The sequence below is a fragment of the Rhodoferax sp. genome (assembly GCF_034519335.1).
Lineage (GTDB): Bacteria > Pseudomonadota > Gammaproteobacteria > Burkholderiales > Burkholderiaceae_C > Allorhodoferax.
The window spans coordinates 135,642-152,093 of record NZ_JAXHOL010000030.1 but is presented as its reverse complement, the minus strand read 5'-3'; the positions used below and the strand labels follow the sequence as shown (position 1 = coordinate 152,093).

Sequence of the window (16,452 nt, the reverse complement as noted above, 5' to 3'; positions counted from 1 at the left end):
CCCCCGCCTACCTCGTGGACCTGTTTGATGACCTGCCTTTAGCCGCTGACCAGCTGCGCACCGCCATGGCACCGGGCGCGGTGCTGCTGCGCGGCCTGGGCCGGGCGGACGACCTGGCCATGCTGGCCGCTGCGGAGACCGTGATTGCCCAAGCACCGCTGCGCCACATGCAAACGCCGGGTGGCCACACCATGTCCATCCAGACCAGCCGCTGCGGCAGCATGGGTTGGGTGTCCGAGCCGGGCGGCTACCGATACGCCGCCAGCAACCCCCAGACGCGCCAGCCTTGGCCTGCCATTCCGCCGGGCCTGGTGGACTTTGCGGTGCGCGCCGCTGCGCAAGCCGGCTACGCCGGCTTTGTGCCCGACTCCTGCCTCATCAACCAGTACCTGCCCGGCAACAAACTCGGCCTGCACCAGGACCGCGATGAACGCGACCTGCGTGCGCCGGTGGTGTCGCTCTCGCTGGGCTTGCCCGCCACCTTTTTGTTCGGCGGCCTGCAGCGCACCGGCAAAACCCAACGCTACCGCCTGGCGCATGGGGACGTGGTGGTGTGGGGTGGCCCGTCGCGCCTGGCCTTCCATGGCGTGCTGCCCGTGGCCGATGGCCACCACCCGCTGCTGGGCCGGCGCCGCATCAACCTCACCTTTCGCAAGGTCGGCTAAAGCCCGGTTTTTAAGCCTAATCGGCCTCTAGAGCATATGGAGTATGCGCAAGCAGCTCCTAAAACAGGAGCGTTTCAGGGCGTCTGCGGCTTCGGCGTATCGGGTCCGGCCAGGGCCTGCAGCCGTGCGTGCGCCTCGCTGTCCCACAGCGGGGGCAATTGGTTTTTGGCGCGCAGGTAGTGCAGGCTGAACACATCCAGCCACGCTTCCAGCGCCTGCGCGGCCCGGGGTTCACCGGCCAGCTCCAGGCACAGCGCGCCCACCTCGCTGGTGCAAAAGTGGTCGTCGCGTCGGCTGCGGCGCAGGCTGTAACGTGAGATCTGCTCGGACTGCAGGCTCAGCACCGGAAAGCGGTCCAGGTACGGGCTCTTGCGGAACATCTTGCGTGCCTCGGGCCAGGTGGCGTCCAGCAAGATGAACAGAGGTCTTTTTCCGGAGGGCATTTCTGTAGCGGCGGGCAGCGTGTTCACCACCCGCCCCTCCGCCACAAACTCGCCCGGAAACACCACATACGGCTGCCACTGCGGGTCCGCCAGCAGTTTCAGCAACCCCGGGTCTACCTCGGTACGCGCCCAGCCAAAGGCCCAGGTGTCGGCCACCACATCGGCAATCAGCCAGCCCGTGTTGCTGGGCTTGATGGGCTCAATGTCGGCCATCAGCAGGCACACGCCCACGCTAGTGGGCAGCTGCGGGCGCAGCGCGCAGATGCAGTGCACCGGCGCCACCCTGCAGTTCGGGCAGCGCTCGGCCTTCATGCCGCCACGCGCCAGAAAAGGCTTGGCACTGCACGCCAGCCGGGCGGTGCGCAGGCGGTGTACCGCGTGGGGGCTGGGGTGCGTGGCAGGGGTGGGGAGCATGTTTAGCAAAAACTCTTTCGTTGCAGGCGCAGTGCGTCGCGGTCTATGCTGGCGCGCAGCAGCGCCATGTCGGCAGCGCAGACGCCGTGGTGTTCAAAGTGGCGGGCCCAGCCGTCCACCACGCGCGCCACCTCGGTCACCAGCGTGTGGGCGCGCTCGGCCGACAAGCCAAACTCGCGCCGCTCGGTCAGCGCGTTGTCCAGTGTGGACTCGGCGCCCCGCGTGCCCACCTGCAGGGCCTGGTAGCCCAGGTTTTGCAGGCTGGGCACCACGTCATAGGCGGGCGAGAGGTCATAGTACCCATCCAGCCCCAGGCGCAGGCAGTGGTTGCGTTCGTGGTCGTCGGTGTTGTCCATCAGGATGTTGAACACCATGCGCCTGAACAGCTCCTCACGCAGGCCGGCTTGACGGTCCGGGTGGCCAAGGCGCAGCAATACGGTGGCCAGCGCGCTGTAGCTCAGTGGCAAGCGTGCCGCACGCAACACCGTGTGGGCCGATTGGCAATGCAGCCGCAGCCCATCCTGCCGGTCAAAGCGCTGGATGGTGAGCGCGTGGCGCGCCTTGCCATGGCGCGGTGCAAGCGGCAGCAGGCCCGTGGCCGCCATGCGAATGCCTGCCGCAGCGGCCAGCGTCATGGTGGCGTGTTCGATGCACGGGGTGTCCACCGGGTCGTCCAGCTCGCTGAACTTCACCACGCAGGGGCCATCGGGTGTTTGCAGCAGCGCTTTGGGTCGCGCGCCACCCAGGGTGACGCCGGGCTGCACCAAGTGCCGCATCATCGGCGTGATGGGCGCTTGCTGCTGCACATCCTCCACCGCCTGGGCCAGTTGCGCCAGGTCGCCCAGCTGGGGGTAGGGGCCGATGCGGCGCGGAATGTACTGCTCCGCCGACACGGAAATCCCCAGCGCGCCAAAGCGGTCATCCCCCGCAAACAGCAGCATCTCCAGCACCGAGAGCCGAGCCGGCCGGTCCATGTGCCGAATGATGCGTTCGCCCCAGCGGTCGGGCCGTGCGTCGTCCAGTGCGCCGGGCACGCTGCTGCGTTCGCCCACACTGAAGTCTTGGCCCGCAACCAGCGGCAAGTCTTCGCTCAGCGGAAAGTGCCACCACCCGGGCGCGTAGCCAAACACCGCGCAATCCGGCACCAGGGGCGAGAGCCGCAGTGTGCCCACCAGCACGGGGCTGGCCGGGTTCACCAGCGCCCACACGTAGAGCTGGTCTTGCGGCTGGTAGCTGCCGGGTTGAATCGTGATCGTGCTCATGCGGCGGTGCCTATGCAGCGGGGTCGCGGCCATGGGGCGCAATCAGGGCGGCAAGCCCGGCGGCCACATTCGCGCGCCCTTCTTCGGCCACCCGCGGCGGGGGGGCTGCAGGGCCGGTAGCGTAGGTGTGGGGCACGGTGCGTTGAGGCTGCACCCGCAGAATTTCGCGCTCCAGCGCCGCATGGTCTTGCTGCGGGGCTATCAGGTCGGCCAGCGTGGCCGATGGGTTGATCAGCCACATGCACATCACATACGAGGCCATGGCCACCGATGGGTCGCCCCGCTCGATGCGCGCCATGGTGGGCTGCGAGACCCCGAGCCGCTTGGCCCACTGCGCCTGCGTCTCCTTGCGCCGCTTGCGCGCAATGACGATGTTCTGCGCCAGCAGGGCAATTTGCTGCACCACGGCTTGCGGGTAGTCAGAGGGTTTGGTGGTTTGCAAGGGCATTCATAGATATTAGCAAGAATGCCGATAAATATAAATCTATAAATTTAATCGTGCCGTAAATTTATAAACTTTTGAATATTCGCAAAAACAATATATCTATGAATAACGCGACAGACCCGTCGGGTGGGCTCAGTCCTGCGTGGCGCAGGCATTGCATGGCGAGGCAGTCGGGTTCAAGGCTGGGCATTCAGTGTCGCCAAGAACTCTAGGTCCTTCCAGTATTTCTCAAAGTCCGTGTCGGTGAGGAACTGGCTGGCGGGCTTGCCCAGGCGGCGGGCGGCGCTGGCGCTTTGCAGCAGGCGCGGGGTGTCGCCCTGCACCGCGTAGTAGCAGGCCAGGTTGTACATGAGCGTGCCGTTGGTCTGCTTGGCGGGGTCAAAGTTGGGGCCAATCAGCGTGGTCAGCACGCCGTCTACCAAATCGCGGTTGGGCGCGGAGTGGATGGCAAAGGCCAACGTCTGGCTGGCAATTGCGCCCTGGTTGTAGGCCAGGCTGCTGTCGCCCGTCCACCGGCTGGTGTGCGGGTGCACTTGCGCCAGGTAGTGCCGCACCAGCGTGGCCGAGGCATCCAACTTGCCCCCCACGTTGAAGCGGTTGAGCAGGTCCGCCACCACGGCCGTCACGCCTGGTGCCAGCGCCTGTGCATGTTGCGGGTGCTGCGCCAGCGTGGTGGCTTGGGCCAGCAGCGGCTGCAGTTGCTTGGCCGGGTCGCGCTGGGCTTTTTCAGCCTGGGTTTGCAGGCTTTGCAGCAGTGGCAAGTGGGCGGGCGGCACGTAGGGTTCGTTGCTGCGCGCGGGCTTGGGTGTTGGGGGCGTGGGGGGCGCCACGGTGTAGGCCACGCGTGTTTTGCCCAAAGGTGCGGGTATGGCCTGGCCCGCGCGGGCTTGGGCCAGTATGGTTTGGGTCGTACCGCTGCGCAGCAGCACCTGCACGTCATGCGCAGGGCTGTGCAGCGTGGGCACTTGCACCACCAGCTCCAGCGGTGTTTTGGCGGCGGGCAGGCGTTCAAACGCGGCCTTCATCTCGGCCGGGTCCAGCGTGATGCGCAGCACGGCCAGCGGCTCGCTGTCATCGGCCGCAGGCGCGCGCCATTGCACGGTCAGGGCTTGGGGCAGCTGGCGCAGTGTGGGCCACAGCGCCTCCACCGGCACCACGGGCGGCATGTCGGGCATGCGCTTGAGCTCGGCCGGGCTGCGCAGCCACACATGGGTGGGGGGCGCGGTGGCAAATTCCACCGTGCCGCTCACAGCCACACGGCCGGTGGCCGGGCCGGAAAACACCGGGCGCCATGCGGGCACTGCGCTGCCCTGGCTGGCGACCACCACGCCCTGGCCGCGCGGGCGCACTACATACAGGCCAATGTCTTTTTCGTAGTACTTGAGTAACTCTTCTGATTCCTTGTGCACGCTGAACCAAGGGCTGGCCCCCGGCATCTGCTGCGCGGGCTCCCACCAGCGCATATGGGACCAATAGTAGTCATCCCCCTGGTCATGCGGAACAAACACCTTCAATTGCACCACCTCGTCACCCACCCGCAGCCGCGTGAGCGCATCGCCTACCCAGTAGCTCTGGGGCAGAGATCCTGACAGGCCGAAGACGGCCCTCAACGCGGCGTCCACCGTAAAGCCATACACCTGTTCAGCTATACCCCCTTCGAGGTGGTACTTGTGCCGCTCAAAACCGGCCACTTCCACGCGGCGAGGGCTGTGCTCGCCTTTGCCCGTTTTCGCAAAGCTACCGGGTTCTACCTCGCTCCAGGCACGCGGTCTGCGGTCCAGCCCCTCAAAACAGGTGGCATTCCAACCCAGAGCCTCGGCCGAATGCGTGCGCTGCTTGCACCAGGTGTCCACCGCCGCGCGGTGGCGCGCCAGGTCCATCTTCCAGGCCCGGCCCGCCGTCCACAGGTAGGCCCAGGCCGCGTTGTCATCCTTGCCAAACTCCACCACATCGGCCTTCTGCAGCGCGGCCAGCACCTCCGCGCGGCTCAGCGTGTTGCCGTCCACCGCAGGGCCATACGCCTTGGGCTGCGCTTGGCCGGTAAACACCCAGTCGATGTAGTGCGCAGGCGTGAACGCCATGCCGGACGTAAACAAACCATCTGGCTCGCGCAGCGTGTCCAGCAGCTCGCCCTGCGGGCTGAACTTCCACAAATATCCGCCCGCCGCAGCCACCACCTGCTGCGTGCGCGGCACCACAAACATGCCATCCACCTGCCCGTGCAACACCTTGCGCACCTCCAGCGTGGCCGATGCGGCCCGGTTCTCGCGCAGGTGCGGGTAGTCGGTGGGCGGCTTGCCGTGAATCAGGGTGGACAACACAGACAACATCACACCAGCGCCAAGGCGGCGCAACAACAACTGGGTTTGCATGGCAGGGGCATTTCGGGAGGGCTGGGCAGAGCGCTTTAAGAGCAAAACTAGCCGCTATCGCCCATGGATATTGCGCAAGAAGCTACTAAAAGTATAGCGTCAAACCTTGGGTGGGCGGTACAGGGCGCACAGCTTGTTGCCGTCCGGGTCGCGCAGGTAGGCCAGGTAGAGCCTGCCGACCGAGCCCTCGCGCCAGCCGGGCGGGTCTTCACAGGTGGTGCCGCCAAAGGCAATGCCTGCAGCATGGAATGCATCCGCCTGCTCGGGCGACGTCATGTTGAACCCCACCGTGCCGCCATTGGCGTGGGTGGCGGGTTCGCCGTTCAGCGGCTGGGTAATGCCAAAGCTGCCGGTGGGCGTGCGGTAGAAGTAGCGGTCCACCACACCGTTGTGGTTGTGGATGCCGGGCTTGATGCCCAAGGCGCCCAACACGGCATCGTAAAACCGCTTGGACGCTTCGATGTCGTTAACACCGAGGATGACGTGACTGAACATGGGGGCTCCTTTGTTGTGTGTCATGGCCTGACAGGGTTCTACCAGAGAACCCCCGCGCCACACTGCACCTGCGGGACTGCCCCGCCGCCATCCCCCGGAATGCTTCAGCCCGCTACCCGCTTCTTGGCGGTGATGAAGTACAGCAGCGGCCCGAACGAACCCACCACCAGGCAGAACACTGCCCACGGCACAAACGGCCGGCCGTTGGCCTGTGCATCGCGCCTGATGAATACCAGCAGCAAACACATGGCGATCACCAAGTCGGCATAAATTTGCCAGCTCGCCGGGTCGCGGGTGTAAAACGCCAGCCACGCAAACAGCCCGCCGTAGTGCAGCAGCGTGTAGCCGGTCAGGGCACCAAAAACAACGAGTACGAAGATCAACACAGCCTTGTTCATGAGAGTTCCTTGTGAGAAGTGGCGCCAGCAACAAACGCTGACGGGGCGAAGTTTGCGCAGGGCACTGCATGCGCGCAATTACGTCGCAGGTAATTGCGAAAGCGCAGTGCTGTGATTCAATGCCCGCATGCCAACCAGCACTACCCATCCGCATCACGCCCAGCCCGACAGCCTGCAAACCACCCTGCAGACCGCGCGCAAATCCAAGCGCCTGAGCCAGCTGGAACTGGCCCTGCGCATGGGCGTGAGCCAGCGGCATGTGAGCTTTGTGGAAAGCGGCCGCGCCCAACCCAGCCGCGAGCTGCTGCTGAACTGGCTGCACGAGTTGCAAGCCCCGCTTGCCTTGCGCAACGTGGCCCTGCAGCAGGCCGGCTTTGCGCCGGTCTACCGCGGCAGCGAGCTGGCCGATGCCGTGCTGGCCCCGGTGCGCGAGGCGCTGGCCCAGCTGCTGCAAGCGCACGACCCCTTGCCCGCCATGGTGATGGACGCCGCCTGGAACGTGCTGCACATGAACCGCGGCGCCCACTGGCTGGCCACCACGCTCATGCCCTGGGTGGCTGACCTGCCACCCGGTGCGCCCATCAACATGATCGACGCCATGCTGCACCCCGAGGGCATGACCAAGCACATCACCAACCTCGACGAAGTGGCCCCCGCCCTGCTGGCCCACATGCGCGACGACGCCAGCGTGGTGCCCGACATCCTGCCCCGCGTGGAGCAGCTGGCGCAGCACATGCAGCAGCGCCTTGGCAAGCGGGTGCTGGCGGCCTGGCCGCGCCAAATGGCGCCGGTGCTCACCACCCGGTTTGCCACCCAGTACGGCGAGCTGGCTTTCTTCAGCATGTTTTCCACCTTCGGCACACCGCAAGACATCACGCTGGCGTCTCTGCGCGTAGAGCATGTGTTCCCGGCGGACGCGGCGACGCGCGCGGTGCTCTTTGCACAATTGGGCAAAAATGGCAGCTAGTGCCCGTGGAATCTGCGCGAGCAGCTCCTAAAAGAAGAGCGAATTTGTGCCGAACTGGCGGTGTGCTCAGCCCATGGGCGTGCACAGCTCCACCAAAAAGCCATTGATGTCGGCCACATAGGCAATGGTCTGGCCCCAGGGCATCACCTCCACGGGGCGCATGGGTGTGGCCCCGGCGGCCACCGCGCGCTCCAGCGCGGCGGCTACATCGGGGGTGCACAGCGCAATTTCAAAGCTGGGCGCGTGCGCGTTGGCGGGCTGCGGGTTCTTGCCCAGTTGCTGCATCAGGCTGTGGGCTGAAAACGCCAGCGCCGTGCTGCCGGTCTCCAGCTCGCCGTAGTCGCCGCTGTCGTGCAAAAAGCGCGTGGCCAGGCCAAAGGCCGCCTCGTAAAACGCGAGCGTGGCGCGCACGTCTGGCACATAAAGAATGGTGTAACCGAGTTGCATGGTTGGGTTCCTGGGTGTGCTGGGTTCAATGGATATGCCCTACCCCCTGGGCAGCCCAGGGGCATGGGCGACTGGGGCCACAATGGGCGACCCCGTTTTCCCCTCTTTGTACATCTACCCCGAGAGCCTGCCATGAAAACTCGCCTTGCCGCATTGCTGCTGACCTGCACCGCCCTGGCCGCCAGCGCCGAAACCGTGGGCAGCGTCAGCACCACCTTCAAGCTGCTCAGCCCCAACGACAAAGTGGTGGTCGATGTGTTTGACGACCCCGAGGTCGGCGGCGTGGCCTGCTACCTGTCGCACGCCAAAACCGGCGGCTACAAAGGCGCGCTGGGCCTGGCCGAAGACACGTCCGACGCATCGGTCGCCTGCCGCCAGGTCGGCCCCATCAGCTTCAAAAACAAGATCGACACGCAAGACGAAGTCTTCAAGGCCAGCGCCTCCTTCCTGTTCAAGCATGTGCGCGTGGTGCGCATGGTGGACGTCAAGCGCAACACCCTGGTCTACCTGTCGTACTCCGACAAGATCATCGACGGCAGCCCCAAAAACAGCGTCACCGCCGTGCCGGTGCCCGCAGAGCTGCCGATTCCGGTGAAGTAATAGCCATCAATATCTATTCATGAAGCGGTATAAATGATTGATTTGTAATGGATTATGTAAAAATAAATCTATTCATATAATCATTCATGCCCGCCGCCCCAGACCTCTCCGCCAGCATCTTGCAAGCCCTGCGCCGCCAGGGCGGGGCGCTCAGCAGCACCGAGTTGCAAACCGCACTGGGGGTGAGCCAGCCCACCGTGTCGCGCGCGCTGGCCCCGCTGATCCAGGCGGGCGAGGTGCAAAAGGTGGGCGCCGCCCGCAAGCAGCGCTATGTGCTGCCACGCACCGTGCGCGACGTGGGCCGCAGCGTGCCCATCATGCGCATCAACGCGCAAGGCCAGCCCAGCCCGTTCGGGCGCATGGTGCCGCTGGCCAGTGGGGCCGTGTGGGTGGACGAAGAAGACGGCCTCTCCAAGCGCTTTGACGGCCTGCCCTGGTTTCTGGACGACATGCGCCCCCAGGGCTTCATGGGCCGCACGTTTGCCAGCACCCACCCCGAGCTGCAGCTGGGCAACGACCCCCGCTTCTGGAGCGACGACGACGTGCTGCGCGCCCTGGCCCTGTGCGGCGACGACCTGCCCGGCAACCTGGTGGTGGGCGAGGCCGCGTTTGCGCGCTTTCACAGCCTGCCGCAGCGCGCCAGCCGCGTGGCATCGCCTGCCGACTACCCGGCCTTGGCCAACGCCGCCATGCAAGGCAGCATGGGCGGCTCGTCCGCCGGGGGCGAGCAGCCCAAGTTCTGCACGGTAGTGGCCGGCAGCGCAGCGGGTGACGCTTCAGGCGAAGCCGCCCGCCATGTGCTGGTCAAGTTCTCGCCTGCGGGCGACGCCCCCACCGACCAGCGCACCCGCGACCTGCTGGTCTGCGAACACCTGGCCCTGCAAACCTTGGCCGGCGCAGGCATAGCCGCCGCCGCCAGCCGCATCCACACCGGCGCGGGCCGCGTGTTTCTGGAGGTGGAGCGCTTTGACCGCGCGCCCATCAACGCCACCAACCCGCAGGGCCTGGGGCGCATCGGCATGGTGTCGCTCATGGTGTACGACGCCGAATACGTGGGCGCCATGGACAACTGGGCCGCCACCGCCAACCGCATGCAAGAGCGCGGCCTGCTGCGCCCTGCCGACGCGCGCACCCTGCGCCTGCTGGAAGCCTATGGCGAGCTGATTGCCAACACCGACCGGCACTACGGCAACATCTCGCTCTTGCTGGACGGTGACGACTGGGCCCTGGCCCCCGCCTACGACATGTTGCCCATGCTCTACGCCCCCGTCGGCGGCGAGCTCGTGCCGCGCAACTTTGCCGCCCGCCCCCTGCAACCCACCGCCGCCACCCTGCCGGAGTGGCCGCAAGCCTTGGCGCTGGCCCGCAGCTTCTGGGTGGCGGCCAGTGCGGATGCGCGTATATCCGCAGGATTCCGGCAGATTGCGGCGGAGAATTTAAGCCATATTGGCCGCTAGCCCTTATGGAATATGCGCGAGCAGCTATCAATAGATGAGCGATACAACGCACCACACGTTCGAGTCATCCGCGCAGCTGCACGCCTGGCTGCAGTCGCACCACGCTAGCGAGACTGAGCTATGGGTGCGCATCTTCAAAAAAGGCACCGGCCAAGCCACGGTGACGTGGGACGACTGCGTGCTGGCTTGCATCGCCTGGGGCTGGATCGACGGGCAGCGCAAGAGTTTGGACGACACCGCGTTTCTGCAACGCCTGACCCCGCGCCGCGCGCGCTCCAACTGGTCGCAGAAAAACGTGCAGCACGCCGAGCGCCTGATTGCAGAGGGGCTAATGCAAGCCCCCGGCTTGGCGCAGGTCGAGGCCGCCCGCGCCGACGGCCGCTGGGCCAACGCCTACGCGGGTAGCGCCACCATGGAAATGCCCGAAGACTTCTTGGCCGCGCTGCAGCAAGACCCCGCCGCCCAGGCCTTCTACGCCACCCTGAAGCGCCAGCAGCTGTTCACCATCTACTACCGCCTCACCAGCGCCAAGCGGGCGGAGACGCGGGAGAAGCGGATGGTGGAGATACTGGCAAAGCTGGGGCAGGGCGAGAGTCTTTGACCTTCGGCTGAGCGTTGCGGCTCAAAAAGTGAGGCGTATTTTCAAAAATACGCCGCATTCACTGCGGTGAATAGCCTCAATATTCGCCGCACAAATTGCGGTGAATGGTCCTACCGCAAATCCCCTTGCGTGCAGCCATCAGCAGCAGAGCGCAACGAAACCTAGCCAAGCACGAAAACACTGTGTAAAAATACAGCATTCAACGCTCAGCCGCATTTTGAAGAGCTCCCATGAACAAGACGCCTCGGGGCTCGGCGCCCAAGGACGCAGAGTCCACGCTCTACGCCAGTGTTCGCGCACTCATCCAATCGGCCCGCAGCACCATTGCCCGTGGTGTCGATCTGGTGCAGGTGCATACCAACTTCGACATCGGGCGGCATATCGTGGAGTTTGAGCAGCGGGGCGCTCAACGTGCGGAATACGGCCAGCAAATGCTCAAACAGATGTCCGAGCGCCTGACGGCTGAGTTCGGGAGTGGCTTCTCGCTCAGCAACCTCAAGCTCATGCGGCAGTTCTATGTGCAGTACGCCCCACGAATTGGTCAGACAGCGTCTGGCTTTTTTGAAGGGCAGGCACCACGCGAAATAAGCCAGACACTGTCTGACCTATTGATTGCGAGTGATGTGAAACGCCCCTTCACCCTCAGCTGGTCCCACTACGTTTTCTTGCTAGGCATCAAAAATACGGATGAGCGCAGCTTCTACGAAATCGAATCCACACAGCAAAATTGGACGCTGCGAGAATTGCGCCGTCAGTTTCAAAGTGGTTTGTACGAGCGACTGGCCCTGAGTCGCGACCCAGACGGCATTCGCCAACTGGCCCAGCAAGGCCACATCGTCAGCCAAGCCAGTGACCTGCTCAAAGAGCCGTTGGTACTGGAGTTTTTGGGCCTGTCAGAGCAGGCCCGGTTTTCGGAGTCGGAGCTGGAGGCGGCCATCATCCACAAGATCGAACACTTCTTGCTGGAACTGGGCAAGGGCTTTCTGTTTGAGGCGCGTCAAAGGCGTTTCACCTTTGACGACGAGCACTTCTTTGTGGACCTGGTGTTCTACAACCGCCTGCTGCGCTGCTATGTGCTGATCGACCTCAAGCTCGGCAAGCTCACGCACCAAGACTTGGGCCAGATGCAGATGTACGTCAACTACTTTGACCGCTACGTCAAAACCGATGCAGAGGCGGCCACCGTTGGCATCGTGCTGTGCAAGAAAAAGCACGAAGCGCTGGTAGAAATTACCCTACCTAAAGACGCCAACATCCACGCCCGCGAATACCAGCTCTATCTGCCCAGCAAAGAAGAGTTGCAACAGAAGCTGGCGGAATGGGCGGTGGCTGACGAGTAAATTGCGCCAGCCCCGCCTCAGTCAGCGCCCGGCCCCTGCAACTCCGCAAACTTTGCCGCCATCGTCGGGTTGCCCCGTGTGAGCTTCTTGATCGTCAGGTCGTCGGCCTTGTCGTTGGCCAGGCGCAGGTTGTTGGCGGACTTGTGCAGCGCTTCCTTGGTCTTTTCCAGGTCCTTGATGGCTTCGTCAATGCGCTTCACGGCCTCTTCAAAGCCCTCTGACGCCAGGCGCCAGTTGCGGCCAAACGCTGTTTTGAACTCGTCCAGCTGGGTTTCGAACTTGGTGATGTCCACGTTCTGCGAGCGCACCAGCGCCAGCTCGGACTTGTATTTCATCGAGTTCAACGCCGCATTGCGCAAGAGCGTAATCAGCGGCACAAAGAACTGCGGCCGCACCACATACATCTTGGGGTAGCGGTGCGACACATCAACGATGCCGCTGTTGTACAGCTCACTCTCCGGCTCCAGCAGGGACACCAGCACCGCGTATTCGCAGGCCTTCTCCGTGCGGTCCTTGTCCAGCTCTTTCAAGAAGTCTTCGTTCCTTTTCTTGGTCGCTGTTTCATCGCTTTCGTTTTTCATCTCAAACATGATGGAAACGATCTCGGTGCCCGCCTCATCCATGTCGCGAAAAATATAGTCGCCCTTGCTGCCGGTGCGGGCGTCGTTGTCCTTCTCAAAATGCGCCCTTTGAAACGCCGCCGCACGGATGCGGTTGAACTCAATCTCGCAGTGCTGCTCCAGCGTCTCGCCCACCATCTTGGTCGATAGCCGCGCCTTCATGTCGCGCAAGCGCTCAATCTCGCCATCACGGTCGCGCAGCTGCAAGGCGTATTGCTCCTTGGTGGCTTTCTCTTCCAGCTGGTTTTTGACGGTGATGAGGCTCAGGTCATTCTTCAACGCATCCCGCTCTTGCGCGACCACCCCCACGGCTTCATTCACGGCCAGCTGGCGCGCCACGTCGCTGGCCTGCAGCTTGGCGTGCAGCGCCTGAATCTCGGCATCCTTTTTGGCGGCCTCGGCCTGCAGCGCATGGGCCAGCTTGGCCTCGGCCAACTGGGCTGCGGCTTGGCTGCTGTTGCGCGCTTGGGCCAGCTCATTCTTCAGCTGGTTCGCCAGCGCATCGCGCTCCTGGCTTACCGTGCCCAAGGCCTCGGCCACCGCCAGCTTGCGCGCCACCTCGCCCGCGTCCAGCTGGGCTTTGAGCGCTTGAATCTCGGTGTCTTTGGCAGACGCAGTTTTTTGCAGCGTGTTGGTCACCTCAGCCTTGGCCAGGGCAATCGCGTCGCGCTTTTCCCGCTCGGCCAATTCGAGGCGCTCGTGCAAAGCTTGCTCAAACGCGCCATCGCGCACCTGCTTGAGGATGTCGGCATACCCCGCCTCGTCGATCTTGAAGGCTTTGCTGCAGTGGGGGCAGATGATTTCGTGCATGGGGAGTGGGATTATTCTTGGTGGTTGGACGGGTGTCTGCTCAAAAGCAAAGCGGCCCTTGTTCGGACCTAGGGACCGCTCATGGGGCAGCAACCGTGTGGCGGGCTGCCCATGAACCCCGGTAGGCAATGGCGCTGAACCGCGTGCTGGACGGCATGGAGGGTAAGCATAGTGATTGCCAAGTGGGCAGCGATTGGTAAATGTTCGTCGGACACAGCGTTTGAATAGATTACATTCAAATTCCCAAGCGAAACGCAACAATCACTTGGAAGTTACAAGCAAGGTAAGGAGATCTCTATGTATCCCGTGTTCTTTTCTGTCACTGAGGAAGATCGAAGCATTGCCGAGGCCATTTGGGGAGAATTTGCTGCGGATTCGATTTACCTGTACTCCAAAACCGGGCGAGACGGCGTGTGGATGTGGGACGAAATAGAGCAAGAACTCAAAGCCGCTACCGGGTTTGTCATCTTCTGGTCTAAGAATTACATTCGAAAGAGCGGAACACGACGAGAAGTTGATATGGCGGCCAAGCTGTTTGGACAGCACTCCAGGCTCGCAAATGCCGTCATATTGAGACTTGATGACACACCAATTTCTTGTCCGAACGATGCGACAGATGAGGTCCGCATTGTTTATGAACATCTGCAGTCGTTTAAACCTACACGCTTCTCCGATGCAGGGCTTTCTCATAGGGCTATGACCGCGCGGGTTGACGATCTATTGAGAAAAGCTGACCCAATAAGCCAACCGCCGTTTTTTGAACGACCTGAGTGCGTTGAATTACTTAGATCTGCTGCGCGCATCGATCATCAGCACATACGGCCGGCCGTTTGGATCCAAGGCATGAACGGCAATGGGCGGCGAACAATGATCAAGGAGACTTACCGGGGTTACGCACAAAACGCAGTATCCATAGAAATTTCAGTAGTGGACACAAACCTTGCGAAGCAATTTGCCCTAAGGGTTGCAAGCGAGGCGCTTGAGTATTCGGATGATGCTCTTCGAGAGGTCAACAGGGATTTGAAATACGACACACCAGCGGGATTGGCTGAGCTTGTTGTCGCTGCGTCTGAGAAGAACATGTACTTGATTGTTTTTCATGACATTGCCGTCGAAATGCAATCACACGTTCCGCAATGGTTGGTCGACATGATCAAACTCTTGCCCATCGGGCGAAAGCCTCTTGTTTACTGCGTAAGCCCACTACCAGCCCCAGCAGATGCCTTCGGTGGGCGACATGATGCGGTCGGCGTTGCACGTGTCCCTTGGTTTGATCAGGATCAAAGTGAGCGGTTTCTGGAGCGATTGAGCGCATTCTTTGTCCCATCTAGCTTGCCTGCTTGGACCATTGCGCAGCATCAAGCTGTAATTAAGATCGCGAGCGGAAACCCCAAACTACTGGTTGATATTGCACGTGCCTGTGCAACCAACTCATCTATGGAGGCATTCGAGAATATCGCCGCAGCAAAAGGCTCCCGATTCAGTGAGTCATTGTCCCAGCTGATTGCCTGGCACTTGGCGCAGTTTTCACCAGACGGATTGGAGCGCAAAATTTTGCGTACTCTTTCAATGGTTAGTCCCATCACATTCGATTTGCTGCAGGAGTTCTTCGCGGATGCAGTGTTGTCTAGTTCGCTAAACAAGCTGGTTGAAAGTGGACTTGTCGATCAGTGGGGTGATGGTCTTTACCGCATTGCACCCCTACTAAAACGACGCATGAATATCTCACTGAACGAACGATCACTGATACAGAATGTAGAGGAAGCATTGCGGCAATTTGCATCCAAGCCAAGAACGATTCCAAATGGAGCACATACCTATTTGCGAATTGAGGCCGCAATTTCTGCAGGTTTGCGAATTACAGGAAAAGCCCCGGAGATCATGGCTGAGTACGTGTCTGCTGCACACCAGTTTGAAGCGGGCATTCGGTTATACAACGCGAAAGACACTCGCAACGCATTTCCTCTTTTGAGAGAGGCGTTTGTCAATCGTGCAAAGTTTGATGCCGTTGGAAAGGCAGAGGCAACCCGCTATTACGGACTTGCTGCGTGCAGACTTCACAAGCACGATGATGTAGAGAGCGCAATCAATGGGCTCAAGGAGAACAAAGATTCTGAGGGTTTAGTTGCCTACATTGAAGGCTTTCGTTCCCAGTTGAATGGAGACTTTTCGGAGGCAGTAAATCACTACACTGAGGCCTACAACAACGCCTTGAATGGCAGAGCTGATCGACGAAGGGAGATGGTCACGCGCCCATTGATTTCTTGCATTTTGAAATCTAAATTCCCAAACTTCAATTTCGCAGAGACGTTGGCAAAAGCTACAGTTGACCGCAACCCGACCCTATTCGCGCTGCGATCCTACGCAGAAGTATGCCTTCGACGTATTCACAGCGAATCCACTTTGTCTGAGACGCAGAAGGATAGGCTTTGGGATAAGTATTTGGTCATTGAAGACCAAATTAAGAAGAGTCCCCAGGGAAAGACGATGTATGCCGCAATCGCCAGCCTAAGTCACGAATTGGACGGTGAACTTGAGGACGCACTATCTCTTGCCAAAGAGGCTGCGCAGTCAGAGCGGCTTGAGGATAAATTTTCCGTTTGGCATCTTCAACTTCTACTTGGATTTTCTGAGGGCTTAGATGACGTGGTGAGTCAAGTATCGACGGAACTCAAGAAGTCGCACAGTAGGGCTAGAGACGAATTACTCGCTCCCACGCTTTCATACGGGGTGAAGGCATTGCGAAAACTAGACAAAACGCCTGAAGCAAGGAACCTGTTTAGAACCTATCAGGGGAATCTTACTGATCGCCAGGCGCAGCGGATCCGTAAACTACTTGATGTCGATTTATCGACCATGCAAGATGCCGAACATCTGCCAGTGGAGTAATTCGAAATTTACCAAGCTGTAAATACACCAACTTCCGTACAAACCATCCATTCCCACCCACCCCCATCACCAACCTCTGCGTAGACCGCGTAGCCGCCACATAAAAAACCTGCGCCGCGTCCTCCTCGTCCTCGCCCTCGCCCGCCGCAGGCATGTGCCCCGCACCGGGTAGCGCCACAACAGGGAACTCTAGGCCTTTGCTGACCTTCATCGTCATCACCTGAATG

At 61.6% G+C, this 16,452-nt stretch carries 16 protein-coding genes; 7 read left to right on the top strand and 9 right to left on the bottom strand.

The annotated features are described in order from the left end of the window. Positions 1 to 14: 14 nt before the first annotated feature. Positions 15 to 665, top strand: a complete 651-nt coding sequence (alkB, locus tag U5O12_RS13630) for a DNA oxidative demethylase AlkB (RefSeq protein WP_322579164.1) — start codon at positions 15 to 17, stop codon at positions 663 to 665. A gap of 74 nt (positions 666 to 739) precedes the next feature. Here alkB and U5O12_RS13625 read toward each other — a convergent pair whose 3' ends face one another. The 6 genes from U5O12_RS13625 to U5O12_RS13600 form a co-directional block, all read right to left on the bottom strand. Then, positions 740 to 1,522 carry a tRNA-uridine aminocarboxypropyltransferase gene (locus U5O12_RS13625; RefSeq protein ID WP_322579163.1) on the bottom strand — a complete coding sequence of 261 codons (783 nt, stop codon included), beginning with the start codon at positions 1,520 to 1,522 and terminating at the stop codon, positions 740 to 742. A 2-nt stretch (positions 1,523 to 1,524) separates the two neighbouring features. Continuing rightward, positions 1,525 to 2,784, bottom strand: a complete 1,260-nt coding sequence (locus U5O12_RS13620; protein ID WP_322579162.1) for a type II toxin-antitoxin system HipA family toxin — start codon at positions 2,782 to 2,784, stop codon at positions 1,525 to 1,527. Between the two features lie 10 nt (positions 2,785 to 2,794). Next, complete coding sequence (locus U5O12_RS13615; protein ID WP_322579161.1) at positions 2,795 to 3,232, bottom strand: XRE family transcriptional regulator; 438 nt, start codon at positions 3,230 to 3,232, stop codon at positions 2,795 to 2,797. Positions 3,233 to 3,405: 173 nt separating this feature from the next. Then, positions 3,406 to 5,601 (bottom strand): TPR end-of-group domain-containing protein, encoded by a 2,196-nt coding sequence (locus U5O12_RS13610; protein WP_322579160.1) that lies wholly within the window; start codon positions 5,599 to 5,601, stop codon positions 3,406 to 3,408. Between the two features lie 99 nt (positions 5,602 to 5,700). Then, positions 5,701 to 6,096: a VOC family protein gene (locus U5O12_RS13605; RefSeq protein WP_322579159.1), complete on the bottom strand. Its 396-nt coding sequence runs from the start codon at positions 6,094 to 6,096 to the stop codon at positions 5,701 to 5,703. Positions 6,097 to 6,200: 104 nt separating this feature from the next. Further along, positions 6,201 to 6,494, bottom strand: a complete 294-nt coding sequence (locus U5O12_RS13600) for a DUF2834 domain-containing protein (protein WP_322579158.1) — start codon at positions 6,492 to 6,494, stop codon at positions 6,201 to 6,203. Positions 6,495 to 6,621: 127 nt separating this feature from the next. On the opposite strand from U5O12_RS13600, the gene U5O12_RS13595 reads away from it, so the two are divergent. Next, a complete protein-coding gene (locus U5O12_RS13595) occupies positions 6,622 to 7,461 on the top strand; it encodes a helix-turn-helix transcriptional regulator (protein ID WP_322579157.1) in 840 nt (279 codons plus the stop codon). Positions 7,462 to 7,527: 66 nt separating this feature from the next. Here U5O12_RS13595 and U5O12_RS13590 read toward each other — a convergent pair whose 3' ends face one another. After that, positions 7,528 to 7,908 carry a VOC family protein gene (locus tag U5O12_RS13590; RefSeq protein WP_322579156.1) on the bottom strand — a complete coding sequence of 127 codons (381 nt, stop codon included), beginning with the start codon at positions 7,906 to 7,908 and terminating at the stop codon, positions 7,528 to 7,530. Between the two features lie 132 nt (positions 7,909 to 8,040). On the opposite strand from U5O12_RS13590, the gene U5O12_RS13585 reads away from it, so the two are divergent. The 4 genes from U5O12_RS13585 (at position 8,041) to U5O12_RS13570 (ending at position 11,906) form a co-directional block, all read left to right on the top strand. Beyond that, positions 8,041 to 8,508: a CreA family protein gene (locus U5O12_RS13585; RefSeq protein ID WP_322579155.1), complete on the top strand. Its 468-nt coding sequence runs from the start codon at positions 8,041 to 8,043 to the stop codon at positions 8,506 to 8,508. Positions 8,509 to 8,594: 86 nt separating this feature from the next. Next, a complete protein-coding gene (gene yjjJ, locus U5O12_RS13580; RefSeq protein WP_322579154.1) occupies positions 8,595 to 9,965 on the top strand; it encodes a type II toxin-antitoxin system HipA family toxin YjjJ in 1,371 nt (456 codons plus the stop codon). A 34-nt stretch (positions 9,966 to 9,999) separates the two neighbouring features. Continuing rightward, positions 10,000 to 10,566: a YdeI/OmpD-associated family protein gene (locus U5O12_RS13575; protein ID WP_322579153.1), complete on the top strand. Its 567-nt coding sequence runs from the start codon at positions 10,000 to 10,002 to the stop codon at positions 10,564 to 10,566. Between the two features lie 230 nt (positions 10,567 to 10,796). Further along, positions 10,797 to 11,906 (top strand): PDDEXK nuclease domain-containing protein, encoded by a 1,110-nt coding sequence (locus tag U5O12_RS13570; RefSeq protein ID WP_322579152.1) that lies wholly within the window; start codon positions 10,797 to 10,799, stop codon positions 11,904 to 11,906. A 17-nt stretch (positions 11,907 to 11,923) separates the two neighbouring features. Here U5O12_RS13570 and U5O12_RS13565 read toward each other — a convergent pair whose 3' ends face one another. After that, complete coding sequence (locus U5O12_RS13565) at positions 11,924 to 13,336, bottom strand: DUF2130 domain-containing protein (RefSeq protein WP_322579151.1); 1,413 nt, start codon at positions 13,334 to 13,336, stop codon at positions 11,924 to 11,926. Positions 13,337 to 13,633: 297 nt separating this feature from the next. Between U5O12_RS13565 and U5O12_RS13560 the strand changes: the two genes are divergently transcribed. Then, positions 13,634 to 16,225, top strand: coding sequence for a TIR domain-containing protein (locus tag U5O12_RS13560; protein ID WP_322579150.1), 2,592 nt, complete (start codon positions 13,634 to 13,636; stop codon positions 16,223 to 16,225). Here the strand turns inward: U5O12_RS13560 and U5O12_RS21180 are convergent. Then, entirely contained in the window at positions 16,137 to 16,445 is a 309-nt protein-coding gene (locus U5O12_RS21180; protein ID WP_416221490.1) for a 3'-5' exonuclease, read from the bottom strand. The genes U5O12_RS13560 and U5O12_RS21180 overlap by 89 nt on opposite strands. Positions 16,446 to 16,452: the final 7 nt, after the last annotated feature.

Coding starts and splice junctions, on each gene's coding strand:
- U5O12_RS13625 (WP_322579163.1), bottom strand. CDS start 1,522: ATGCTCCCCACCCCTGCCACGCACCCCAGCCCCCACGCGGTACACCGC.
- U5O12_RS13620 (WP_322579162.1), bottom strand. CDS start 2,784: ATGAGCACGATCACGATTCAACCCGGCAGCTACCAGCCGCAAGACCAG.
- U5O12_RS13615 (WP_322579161.1), bottom strand. CDS start 3,232: ATGCCCTTGCAAACCACCAAACCCTCTGACTACCCGCAAGCCGTGGTG.
- U5O12_RS13610 (WP_322579160.1), bottom strand. CDS start 5,601: ATGCAAACCCAGTTGTTGTTGCGCCGCCTTGGCGCTGGTGTGATGTTG.
- U5O12_RS13605 (WP_322579159.1), bottom strand. CDS start 6,096: ATGTTCAGTCACGTCATCCTCGGTGTTAACGACATCGAAGCGTCCAAG.
- U5O12_RS13600 (WP_322579158.1), bottom strand. CDS start 6,494: ATGAACAAGGCTGTGTTGATCTTCGTACTCGTTGTTTTTGGTGCCCTG.
- U5O12_RS13595 (WP_322579157.1), top strand. CDS start 6,622: ATGCCAACCAGCACTACCCATCCGCATCACGCCCAGCCCGACAGCCTG.
- U5O12_RS13590 (WP_322579156.1), bottom strand. CDS start 7,908: ATGCAACTCGGTTACACCATTCTTTATGTGCCAGACGTGCGCGCCACG.
- U5O12_RS13585 (WP_322579155.1), top strand. CDS start 8,041: ATGAAAACTCGCCTTGCCGCATTGCTGCTGACCTGCACCGCCCTGGCC.
- yjjJ (WP_322579154.1), top strand. CDS start 8,595: ATGCCCGCCGCCCCAGACCTCTCCGCCAGCATCTTGCAAGCCCTGCGC.
- U5O12_RS13575 (WP_322579153.1), top strand. CDS start 10,000: ATGAGCGATACAACGCACCACACGTTCGAGTCATCCGCGCAGCTGCAC.
- U5O12_RS13570 (WP_322579152.1), top strand. CDS start 10,797: ATGAACAAGACGCCTCGGGGCTCGGCGCCCAAGGACGCAGAGTCCACG.
- U5O12_RS13565 (WP_322579151.1), bottom strand. CDS start 13,336: ATGCACGAAATCATCTGCCCCCACTGCAGCAAAGCCTTCAAGATCGAC.
- U5O12_RS13560 (WP_322579150.1), top strand. CDS start 13,634: ATGTATCCCGTGTTCTTTTCTGTCACTGAGGAAGATCGAAGCATTGCC.